At 48.8% G+C, this 10,459-nt stretch carries 8 protein-coding genes; 5 read left to right on the forward strand and 3 right to left on the reverse strand.

Annotated features, from left to right (window positions below; all coding sequences use genetic code 11):
• The coding region (locus GPL15_RS09905; protein ID WP_252198273.1) for a thioester domain-containing protein at nucleotides 1–1,526 on the reverse strand (1,526 nt) is incomplete at its 3' end.
• A gap of 933 nt (nucleotides 1,527–2,459) precedes the next feature.
• Here GPL15_RS09905 and GPL15_RS09910 point away from each other — a divergent pair.
• Nucleotides 2,460–3,074, forward strand: a complete 615-nt coding sequence (locus tag GPL15_RS09910) for a peptidoglycan recognition family protein (RefSeq protein WP_252198275.1) — start codon at nucleotides 2,460–2,462, stop codon at nucleotides 3,072–3,074.
• 169 nt (nucleotides 3,075–3,243) lie between these two features.
• Here the strand turns inward: GPL15_RS09910 and GPL15_RS09915 are convergent, their stop codons facing one another.
• Nucleotides 3,244–4,149: a LysR family transcriptional regulator gene (locus tag GPL15_RS09915; RefSeq protein WP_215698517.1), complete on the reverse strand. Its 906-nt coding sequence runs from the start codon at nucleotides 4,147–4,149 to the stop codon at nucleotides 3,244–3,246.
• A gap of 1 nt (nucleotide 4,150) precedes the next feature.
• Nucleotides 4,151–5,068, reverse strand: coding sequence for a LysR family transcriptional regulator (locus GPL15_RS09920; RefSeq protein ID WP_215698518.1), 918 nt, complete (start codon nucleotides 5,066–5,068; stop codon nucleotides 4,151–4,153).
• Nucleotides 5,069–5,296: 228 nt separating this feature from the next.
• Here GPL15_RS09920 and GPL15_RS09925 point away from each other — a divergent pair, with 228 nt between their 5' ends.
• The 4 genes from GPL15_RS09925 to GPL15_RS09940 are packed head-to-tail and all read left to right on the forward strand — an operon-like array spanning nucleotide 5,297 to nucleotide 10,292.
• A complete protein-coding gene (locus GPL15_RS09925) occupies nucleotides 5,297–6,361 on the forward strand; it encodes a tripartite tricarboxylate transporter substrate binding protein (protein WP_215698519.1) in 1,065 nt (354 codons plus the stop codon).
• A gap of 20 nt (nucleotides 6,362–6,381) precedes the next feature.
• On the forward strand, nucleotides 6,382–6,876 hold the full coding sequence (locus GPL15_RS09930) for a tripartite tricarboxylate transporter TctB family protein (protein WP_215698520.1): 495 nt from the start codon (nucleotides 6,382–6,384) through the stop codon (nucleotides 6,874–6,876).
• Nucleotides 6,877–6,888: 12 nt separating this feature from the next.
• On the forward strand, nucleotides 6,889–8,388 hold the full coding sequence (locus tag GPL15_RS09935) for a tripartite tricarboxylate transporter permease (RefSeq protein WP_215698521.1): 1,500 nt from the start codon (nucleotides 6,889–6,891) through the stop codon (nucleotides 8,386–8,388).
• Nucleotides 8,388–10,292, forward strand: a complete 1,905-nt coding sequence (locus GPL15_RS09940; RefSeq protein WP_215698522.1) for an FAD-dependent oxidoreductase — start codon at nucleotides 8,388–8,390, stop codon at nucleotides 10,290–10,292. Before GPL15_RS09935 ends, GPL15_RS09940 begins: the two co-directional genes overlap by 1 nt.
• Nucleotides 10,293–10,459: the final 167 nt, after the last annotated feature.

A 10,459-nucleotide genomic window follows, 5' to 3' on the forward strand; every position in this document is an offset into this window, starting at 1 on the left:
GGCTCCGGCGGGAACGGAGGATGCGGAGGGTAAGGCGGCTCCGGCGGGAACGGAGGATGCGGAGGGTAAGGCGGCTCCGGGGGATAAGGAGGATGCGGAGGGTAAGGCGGCTCCGGGGGATAAGGAGGTCTCGGAGGATGAGGCGGCTCCGGCGGGAACGGAGGATACGGCATGATAGGCGGATACGGAGCCTGGCACCATCCTGGGAATATAGGAAATGGGAAAGGGAAAAACCCCCCTAAACCGTTTCCGTTTTTGTTTGTACTGTTGTTATTTGTATTGTTGTTGTTATTATTGTTGTTGTTGTTATTATTATTGTTATTATTAGTGGTATTCTGGATTTGGATTGCACCCTTTGGAGGGGTTATATTATCAAACAGAGCCGGATTAATGATGCAGACGCAGATACTGGCTGTAGTTGTGACATTATAATCCTCAAAAGAACCTCCGATTGGCTGGTAGTTAGATGGCGTGGCGTTTGTGGGCTCCATGGTGACCACCCTTGTTATGGTCCCGGACAAAGTGGCGGTCAGATTGAAGCACAGGCTGTTGCGGCACATTTTAAGAGCGATATAAAACTCCTGGCCGACTGTGGGAGCGGTGATCGGATTTCCGCAAAAATCCATGAAGGAAGCGGTGAAATTGTCGCCGCATGCACAGAACGGTTCAATCGTGACGGCAGGTGTTCCTGCCAAATTCGATTGAAGGATAAATGGTCCGATCAAAAGGCGGCCGCATACGGATCGGATTTCATCCGGGCATCCTTTAAAAACGAGGTATGAAGAGGCGCTGTCGGACGGATAGACTGAATTATTGCAGCACTGAATATATTCAGAGGATTTGCCGCAGCCAGCAGATGAACCGGTGGGCGGCTGGGAAACAGGGGTCAACCTGGTATCCGCATAATTTCCGGCCATTTCCAAAAGTTTGAGCACAGCGGCCCTGAGACGGTCTGATTTGGGATGGGTATTTCCGGTGGAACAATCCCTGAAATAAACCTGACTGATATCGATCTGTCCTAATAATACCCAGATTGCTACCTGGACAGCTGCATAGGCGTCGTTGTCGTCCAGTACCGGGGCTGCGGTGGAATCCACTCCCACCATTGAAAACGTATCGGCAGCGCTGATGGCTGGAAATGCATTGGCTAAAAGCCATGCTGTCATATATTTCTGTCTCTGGGTGGCGTCCGGAAACAGGGTTTCGAAGGTCTGGCCACGGTAAGGTACGTCATTATAAGGGCCGTCCTTAAATTTATCAAGGCAAAAAGCCAGTTTGGTAGTTCCTGCCGCTGTCAGGAAAAATTGGAAAATCTGGTTGTGATCCTCCCTGTCAAGGCGGTATCTGGAAGCTTCCGTATAGGGTAAGCTGCAGTAACTTTCCACACTGTCATTTCCGGCTGCTGTCCCTGTAAAGCTGTTGTTTGTATCCAGGACAAACGGACGGCTGTAGGCAGCTGCCGCTGCTGGACGGATTGCGACAGGGATCTGAGTTGATTCTATATTATGAGGCATTATATCTGCCATAGAGTTCCTCCATTCTGCCGTATGATACGGCTGTTGATTCAGAAGATGAAAATTTGGACTTCTTATAATTAATATATGGACAAAATGATAATTGGTGAAGACAAGATATAGGGGGGCTGGAGACGCTCTCAGGGAGTTATATTATAATAAAAGAGTTTTCACCCCGCCTTGACAACCGGTATCGACCGGTCATTGGAAAGGACGAGAATACGGTTGGCCTTAAAAGCGGTTTATGTCATGGCTCTGATCCGTACAAAAGAGCACAAAAACGAAAGAACGATGGAGTTAATTGAGGGATTGGAAAATGAGGCGGAACCAGATGGTAAAACCAGATGGTAAAAACCAGGCATGATGCTGTAAACCCCGAATGCAGACTGCCTGGTTCAGAGCGGCGGCAGTTTTAACTGTACCTGCTGTGGAACTTGATTCTGCTCCCAAAAGATAATATAATAAGGAAAGAAGAAGGAACACACAATTTTAAAACGAGCACCAGCTCAGGAAAAAGCCGTTATTAATCGATGTCCTGATCATAAAAGTAAAAAAGGGAAGCCGGATACAAAAAATATTGGAAAGATTTTCCGGGAACATAATATCATAGAATATAAGAGCCCTGAAGATTACCTGAATATTGATGATTATTATAAGGTGCCGGGCTGGATTTACTGATGAGAGCAAATCATAATACGGTAGAGGAGGCGAAACCGTTCAGAACTGTCTGAACGGTTACCTTCCGCATGGATGCCCAGGGAAGACCATGGATGAAATTGCTAAAGCCTGTGAGCTTACAGAAGAAAAAGTTCAACAAATCTTGACAGAATAAATAAGGGGTAGTTTGTGGAAAAAGATGAGTTAGAAAGACAAATTGAATTACAAAAAAGAATACGGCAGCAGAGACAGAGAAGGATGAAACGCCTCCGGCGCAGGAGGCGGATTTTGATTGCTATTATGGCCGGAATATTCCTGCTGATCCTTTTAGGCATCATCTGGCTGGTCGAACTGATACGAAAGCCCAAACAGGAAGAACTGAATACGATCGTCATACCGGACTGGATTGAGCAGAATTACATCAGGTCAAATGAATTTTCCAGGCCCGGCAAGAAGCTGGAGCGGGTCAATGGGATTGTAGTGCATTATGTGGGGAATCCGGGAACTACCGCGGTGCAGAACAGAAACTATTTTGACAGCCTGGCGGACCAGACCGGGGATAACAAGGTATCTGTGAGCAGCAATTTCATCATCGGCTTAGAGGGCGAGATCATCCAGTGCATGCCCCTGGATGAAGTGGCCTACGCGTCCAATCACAGAAATTCCGACACCCTTTCCATCGAATGCTGCCATCCTGACGCGACAGGGGAATTTACACCTGAAACCTATGAATCGCTGGTGAAACTGACCGCCTGGCTCTGCAAAGAACTGGATTTAGGCCCCGGAGACGTGATCCGCCACTATGATGTGACGAAGAAAAAATGTCCCCTGTACTTTGTGGACCACCAGGACGCCTGGAAGAAGTTCCGGGCGGATGTGAAGAAAAAGATAAAAGAGGAATAGAAGTTACTATTCATGGGCCAGCTGCGCGCCGAAATCGTCGACGGACCAGGGAGAGCCTTTTCCCACCTTCCCGGCTCATGGTTTCGGGCGGGGCATCTCTAAGGCCGGGCGGGAATCCAAAGAGGGTGGGGCAAAATCGTCAAAATGGATGATTTTGCCCCACCCTCTTTCAGTTTGTTTTTATATAATGGGCATCCAAAAGCTCCGCCAGATAGGCCGCATAAGGGTGGTCCATGAGTTTCGGCTGGTAACAGATCACATTGTAACGCTTTAACCTGGGCGACAGGGAATACAGATTCACATTCCTCAGCTCATTGATGCAGGAGCTGGGAATCAATGAAACCCCAACCCCAGTGGATACAAGGCCGCAGATGGACTGGATATTATCCATGTACCCGAATATTTTAGGCTGGAATCCGGACGTCCTGCTCAAAGAATCCGCCAGCATCTGCATGGAAGACCCCTTCTGGGTCAAAAGAAAGTAGTCGCTGTTAAAATAATCCTTCAAGTCCTCAGCGGTGACGCAGCAGCTGAAACTGGGGTGGATCAGCGAAAAATGATGGCTTTTAGGCACGGCCAGATAGAGTTCCTCTATGCCTAAAATCTTCGTCTCCTTAAAAAAGTCATCGGCGTCAAGGGTTGTGGCCAGACAAAAGTCCACTTCCCCTGACGCCATTCTCTGTCTCATGGGAAGGGAAAAGCTCTCTGTTATCTCCAGCATGATGCCGGGATAACGTTCTTTGAAAATGGGAATCACCTTGGTGAGAAGCCGGATGGCCCATTGGGATGTGGTGCCGATGACCAAATGTTCCTGATACGATAAATTTGCAATGTTCTCATACAACCGCTTCTTCAGCCCCATCACGGTCTGGGCGGTTTCCACATAGAGTTCTCCCGCAGGCGTCAGGGTCAGGCCCTTTGCAGAGCGGTTAAAAAGCGGAGCTCCCACCTCTGTTTCCAGCTTATTCAGATACTGGCTCAGAGAAGACTGGGAGACAAAGAGTTTGTCTGCGGCCTTTCTCATGTTCTGTTCTTTGGCGATGGTGATGATATATTCCAGATACTTGGTTTCCATTTCAAGCGCCCCTCCCATTTTTCACTAAATTAATAAAACACCGGGTATATTTGCTCAGATAGGAATTGGTGCGGTAGATTCCGCAGTAGGAAGTCGTGAAGGGAGGCGATCCTACGGAGAAAAACTGCGGCATATTGTCGGACAGCCTGGCCACGGCACACAAGCTTTCCGATACGAATGAAAATCCATAACCGGATGCCACTAGTCCCAGACAGGCGCTGACATTTTCCAGTTCAACCACAACTTTTGGCAGAAATCCGGCCTGCAGAAATAATTTATCCGCCATCTGGCGGTTTCTCGTCATGGCAGGCTGATAGATAAAAGGTTCATTTTTCAGCGTGCAGAGGTCCACCCAGGGATAACGGGATTGGCTGGTCAATATGCCGTGATGTCCTCCTTTCCAGTTGGGCGGTGCCGCCAGCAGAAATTCTTCATTAAATATCATTTCATAATTCAAATCTTTCCGATAGGCCGGTGTGGTAATAAAAGCCGCGTCAAGGCTGCCGTTTAGCACCTTTTCTTCCAGTTCCATGGAATGGGCAACGGTGATATCGACTTCTACGTTGGGATACATTTTCTTAAAAACAGGCAGCACGTCCGGCAGCGTCAAAGCAATGCGCATGGCCGTAAATCCCAGAGAAATGTGGTCGACATGGCTGCCCAGCAGTTCGGAAATCTCCAAATCCAGAGAATGAGCCAGCCCCAGTATGGCCTGGGCCCGTTCCAGATAGCGCTGGCCGAGATAGGTAGGGATATAGCGGTTGTTAACTCTCTTAAACAGGGGAGCGCCGATGATTTTTTCCTGCGCCGCTATGAATTTTGACAGCGTCGGCTGGGTCAGATAAAGCTCTTTTGCCGCGCCTGTAAGAGTTCCGCATTTTGCTATGGATACGAAATACTGCATTTCCTGAAGTGTCATAGATTCCTCCAAACTCATGATATTCATATAAGGAATACTCAATATTATAAATATGAATTTGTAGAATGTCAATGTTTAACATATAATGTAATTATAAACAAAAGTATTTTGTGCAATATAACTGAAAATGCCAGAATTTTCCAGAAGAGATGAGGGGGGAGCCAGAGGTTTTTTGTAATATTTTGCGATAAACAATTGTAAATTTTATTGACGAAGGAGAAGAGGCTTATGAAAAAACGAAGAACGGCAGTTACCATGACAGCGCTTATAATTACAGGCATGCTGCTTACCGGATGCGGCGGCGGCCAATTCGCAGACAACACAGATTCAAAGGTACAGTCTGAGCAGCCGGCAGAACCTGAAAAAGAGACTTCAAAATCCAGCGAAGCAGATTCCTATCCCAAAGAACCGGTCCGCCTCATCGTTCCATTTGCGGCCGGAGGCGGAGGGGATACCATGGTGCGCACCATCGAACCCTATTGGTCGAAGACGCTGGGCGGTAATTTCGCCATTGAAAATATGGGCGGGTCAGGAACCCAGATCGGCATGATGGAAATCTATCATTCAGAAGACGACCCTTATGTTATTGGGGTCATTTCACAGCCCCATACCAGTCTGACCATTGACGTGCAGGGGGCACCGTATACCCTGGATGATTTTTACTGCATCAATCTCCATAACTATGACCCACAGTCCGTTTTTGTTACGGAAGATAAAGAGTGGAATGATTTTAACGAACTGACTGACTATATTAAAGCGCATCCGGGAGAGGTGACATTTGGGGTCAGCCAGATGACAGGAGGGCATCTATGGACCGCGTTTATGGCGGAAGAACTGGGGCTTGATATCACGATTGTTCCCTATGACGGCGGTTCTACCTGCCGGACTGCGCTTTTAGGCGGGATCATTGATGTGATGGTTATGAACGAGGCCGCTTCAACCGGCATGGAGAATACAAAATGCCTGGGGGTTAACTGGACGGAGAGCACCTTATGGGAAAATGCAAAAACAATTTCCGAACTGCTCCCGGACAGCAAAACCGCAGAAGTTGGAATTGCCTGCGCCAATTATAAATTTGTGGGAGTGAACCGCCAGATGAAGGAGAATCATCCCGAAATATTTGAAAAACTGGTTGAAACCTACAAAGAAGCATATCTCGATGAAGCCCATTTAAAGATCTGCGAAGGCCAGGGGCTGCGCGATTATATGAAATGGTACGGGCCGGAAGAATCCCAGAAACTGTGGTTTTCCATCCAGGAAATTTCAAACCAGTATTCCTACCTGTTTAAATAACCGGGAAAGAAGGTGTGAATTTGGAGAAGAAAAGATATTTCCGGCTGAAAACCAGGACCAGCCTTCTGGTACCGTCGCTGGTCTGGATTTTTACAGCCGCTTATGTGGCCGGATCGCGCAGAGTTTTATGGAGTGATGGCTTTCTCGCCATGCGCGTCTGCCTGGTGCTTTTGATTCTTTCGACCGGTATGGTGCTGAAAAATGAACTGGTGATCATGACCCGGGAAGAATATTTTAAATGGAAAGAAGAGGAAAAAATGCCGGTGTTCACTGAAAAAGCCCGTAAAAACCTTATCATGTTCGGAATGCTGGCCCTCTATATGATAGTGCTTAACCCTCTGGGGTTTGCCCCGGCCACCGCGGCTTTTATACTGGCTGTGATGTGCTGGCTGGGAGTGAGAAAACCTGGGGTCCTTATCATAGTGCCGGTATTGACCTCAGGCATCTTATTCTATCTTTTTAAATATGTGCTCTATATCCGCCTGCCGCTGGGGCTTTTAAAATACATTCTATAGGAGGGATGGACTATGTTTGATCAAGCTGCTTTGCTCAGTGCCTGCGGACAGCTCTTTGTTCCGTCTGTCATGCTGATTATGTGCGTCGGCGTTTTTACCGGCATTCTATGTGGCGCGGTTCCCGGAATCAGCGCCAGCATGGCCGTGGGAGTGGCCCTTCCCATCACTTTTTCCATGCCCGCCATAAATGCCATGGTTTTTCTTTGTTCCGTATACGCAGGGGCCTGTTACGGCGGCAGTATTACAGCGGTGCTTTTAAATACGCCAGGCACGCCGTCGGCAGCATGTACCGTATTGGACGGTTTCCCGATGACCAAACGAGGGGAGGCCAACAGGGCGTTGGGGCTGTCGCTTGGGGCTTCCTGCGTCGGAGGCATTTTCAGCTATGTGATTTTATTCTTCTTTACCGGCCCGGTGGCAGGAGTAGCCATTAAATTCGGCCCCAGCGAAATGTTTCTTCTGGCCATTCTGGGCCTTATGATTATAGGAACGATGAAAGAAAATGATCTGTGGAAGTCATTAACCGTTGGAATTGCGGGTATTATCGCAGCCAATGTGGGGACGGCGTCAGACGGCAGGCTCCGAATGTATTTTGGACAGACCTATCTGATGGACGGCATGCCTGAGATACCGGTAATTATGGGAATGTTCGCCTTTGCGGAACTGTTCACCCTCATGAGCGGAAAAACAGTAGTTTCCGAGGGCTCCCGCCATGACAGAAGCCTGAAGGAAATCATAAAAGGGACGCTGGAACCATTGAAACATCCTGTAAACCTGCTGAGATCTTCCGTCATCGGAACCGGAGTGGGCGCGATTCCGGCGGCCGGCAGCACGATTGCAGCTTTTGTGGCCTATAACCAGGCCAAATTGGTAGCCCGGAATCCAAAAGAGTTTGGAAATGGGGCGGCGGACGGGATCATCGCCTGTGAAACCGCAAATAACGCATCCACAGGCGGAGCGTTAATGACCATGTTTGCCCTGGGAATACCCGGTGGGGCGGCGACGGCCATCATGCTGGGCGCTCTTACCATGCAGGGCCTCCAGCCGGGGCCGAGGATGTTTTCCACACAGACAACACTGGTATATACCATTATTCTGAGTTTATTTGTCAGCCAGATTGTCATGTATTTTATAGGCCTGGCGTTCAGCTACTCCATGTCAAATGTGCTGAATATCAGCACAAAGGTCCTCACCCCGGTGCTGATGGCAACCTGCATCGCCGGTGTATTTTCCGTAAAAAATAATGGGTTTTATATTCTGCTGATGATCATATTCGCAGCCCTCAGCATCATTATGAAAAAGAACGGTTATCCGCCCCTGGCTTTTGTCATGGGTGTGATGCTGGGAAATATGGCCGATGAACAGCTCTGCCGGGCGAATATCCTCTATAAAGGAGATTGGACCGTATTTATAACCCGCCCCATCAGCCTGGTCATCCTTCTGGCGATTATTGTTATGATCTTCTATCCGATTTATAAGGATAAAAAAACTATGAACAAGGAGAAAAAATAATGGATAACGCGCTTTCATCTATTTCCATAGGAAAGGTGCATTTAAAAAACCGGATCGTCTATCCCTCGATCTGCACTCATTTCTGTAACAGTGACGGGTCGCTGACAGACGAAATGCGGGAATACGTACATAATCTGGCGGCCGGCGGCTCCGGTCTGATCATAATTCCGGGAAATCCCCACCCGGCGGACAGCGCCGCAAGGCCGGGAATCTCATCGGATGAGCATATAAAAGACTGGGCGGAACTGTCGGGACTGGCCCACAGCTATGGCGCAAAGCTGTTCTGCCAGCTCCATCCGGTCGCCGTCACAGATGAAAATGGTCTGCCAGTCGACGATCCCAGAGATTTTTCTCTGGAAATGATCCGTTCCCTCACAGCCTCTTATGGGGACGCGGCCGTAAGGTGTAAAAAAGCCGGGGTGGACGGATGCGAAATCCAGAGCTGCCACGAACGGTATATTGCCGATTTTCTGTCGGAGAGGAGCAATCACCGCACCGATGAATACGGAGGGAATGTGAGAAACCGCACCCGGCTTTCACTGGAAATATTAGAAAACATCAAGGATAAGGCCGGAAAGGACTTTCCCGTGGTATTTAAACTCAGCAGCAGTGAAGCGGTGTTCGGGGGCCGGGAACTGCCGGAAACATTGGAAATAGCAAAACTTTTATCGGATGCAGGGGCAGACGGATTCACGGTTTCCATTGGCATGTGTGATTCAGAAGAGATCAAATGCGCACCCATGGACATGCCGGACTGTCTCAATGCCGCTTCGTCCAGGGCCTTTAAAGAGATCACGGACGTTCCGGTCATCCTGGTCGACCGCGTGGTTACTATGGAAGAGGCAAATGAGATGATCAGTACAGGAAAAGCCGATCTGGTGGGCATGGGCCGCGCCCAGTTAGCCGATCCGGCGCTGGTGAATAAGTATCTGGGCCTCAATCCAGACCCAGCCGTTGTCTGTATAGGCTGCAATCAGGGATGCCGTACGGGCCTGGCCGGAGCGAGGAAGCGAATCCGCTGTATGCAGAATCCATTTATCGGAAATGCGGCTGCTTGGAAATTGAATGAGGCCGGTCCAAAACTTAGGGCTAAAAAAATAGCGGTAATCGGTACTGGTCCGGCCGGATTAGAAGCGGCCTGCCTGCTCGTAAAACAGGGATTAAAGCCGGAAATTTATGAAAAAGCCGGAATTCCCGGCGGTCTGATCAATCTGGCGGCAATGCCTCCCCACAAAGAAAACATGGTCCGTCTGATTGAATGCAGGATCAAATATCTGGAACAGCACGGAGTAAGGATACATTACGATACGGAATACACCCTGGAACGAGCGGAGTTGGAACAGCCGGATTTCATATTCGCAGCCACCGGCGGAAAACCGCTGGTCATTCCGGTTGACGGGATTCAGGATGAACATGTCATCACAGGAGATGAAGTTCTCAGCGGCCGCATTCCAGATGGAAAACACATTGCCGTTCTGGGCGGCGGCCTCATCGGCTGCGAAACGGCAGAATATCTTTCCTCTTACCACAACAAAGTGGTTGAGATTTTTGAAATGCGGGAGGACATTGCGTTGGACCTGGTAGAAAGCCGCCGGAAATTTATGCTCACCCGCATGAAAAATCTTGGCATAATCGCTCATACCGGTGCCAAAGTTCAAATCATCGATCTTCCCAGAATTGTAATTGAAAAAAAAGACGGCGCCCATGAATATAACGGATTTGACGCGGTGGTTCTGGCAATGGGACGGCAGCCGGAGCGGACGCTGATCGAACAGCTTTTGAATCAATATAAAAGGGGAAATGTGTATGTGATCGGAGATGCACAAAAACCGTCTTTTGCGATGGACGCGGTGACAGGGGCCGCAGAAAGCGTGTACCGGTTTATGAAGGAGAATAATGTATAGAAGAGGGGATGATATTCACAGTCAATATTAGGATAATCCGCATATAATTTGTTTTTTAATCCGCAGTTAACTTGTTTTTTACAGGGGGGGACGTGGGGATTTACAGGAGGGACGTGGGGATTTACAGGAGGGACGTGGGGATTTACAGGAGGGACGTGGGGATTTAC

It is taken from the genome of Clostridium sp. MCC353 (assembly GCF_018785315.1).
In the GTDB taxonomy this organism is placed as follows: Bacteria; Bacillota; Clostridia; order Lachnospirales; family Lachnospiraceae; genus CHH4-2.